The following is a 593-nucleotide window of genomic DNA, read 5'->3' on the forward strand; positions in this document are numbered from 1 at the left end:
CATTATCTAGTTTTGAGGGTGCAAAAATTATTATAAAAAACCTTGAAAAAGTCATTGACTTTCGAAAGAGATATGATATAATAGTTATTGTCCTTAAGGAATTGAATCAAGTGATGATAGCGAAGAGGTCACACCCGTTCCCATACCGAACACGGCAGTTAAGCTCTTCAGCGTCGATGGTAGTTGGGGGTTTCCCCCTGTGAGAGTAGAACGTCGCTTGGTTTATAATTATTCCGCAGTAGCTCAGTGGTAGAGCACTCGGCTGTTAACCGAGTGGTCGTAGGTTCGAACCCTACCTGCGGAGCCATTTTGGAGAGCTGTCCGAGTGGCCGAAGGAGCACGATTGGAAATCGTGTAGGCGGGTAACCCTGTCTCAAGGGTTCAAATCCCTTGCTCTCCGCCACATGTTTTCAGCACTATTATACTGGCCCGTTGGTCAAGCGGTTAAGACACCGCCCTTTCACGGCGGTAACACGGGTTCGAGTCCCGTACGGGTCACCATTTTATTACGGAGGATTAGCTCAGCTGGGAGAGCACCTGCCTTACAAGCAGGGGGTCGGCGGTTCGAGCCCGTCATCCTCCACCATCTAATT

At 49.1% G+C, this 593-nt stretch carries 4 tRNA genes and 1 rRNA gene; all 5 read left to right on the forward strand.

Annotation, left to right across the window (positions count from 1 at the left end):
- Positions 1–106: 106 nt before the first annotated feature.
- The 5 genes from rrf (at position 107) to COE53_RS22005 (ending at position 586) form a co-directional block, all read left to right on the forward strand.
- Positions 107–222: ribosomal RNA gene (gene rrf / locus COE53_RS21985) — 5S ribosomal RNA — on the forward strand.
- Between the two features lie 10 nt (positions 223–232).
- Positions 233–307 (forward strand) — tRNA-Asn (locus tag COE53_RS21990).
- A gap of 4 nt (positions 308–311) precedes the next feature.
- A tRNA-Ser gene (locus COE53_RS21995) sits at positions 312–403 on the forward strand.
- 23 nt (positions 404–426) lie between these two features.
- Positions 427–501 (forward strand) — tRNA-Glu (locus tag COE53_RS22000).
- A gap of 9 nt (positions 502–510) precedes the next feature.
- Positions 511–586: transfer RNA gene (locus tag COE53_RS22005), tRNA-Val, on the forward strand.
- The last annotated feature ends 7 nt before the right edge of the window (positions 587–593 follow it).

The sequence above is a fragment of the Bacillus sp. AFS029533 genome (assembly GCF_002585125.1).
Classification (GTDB): domain Bacteria; phylum Bacillota; class Bacilli; order Bacillales; family Bacillaceae_G; genus Gottfriedia; species Gottfriedia luciferensis_B.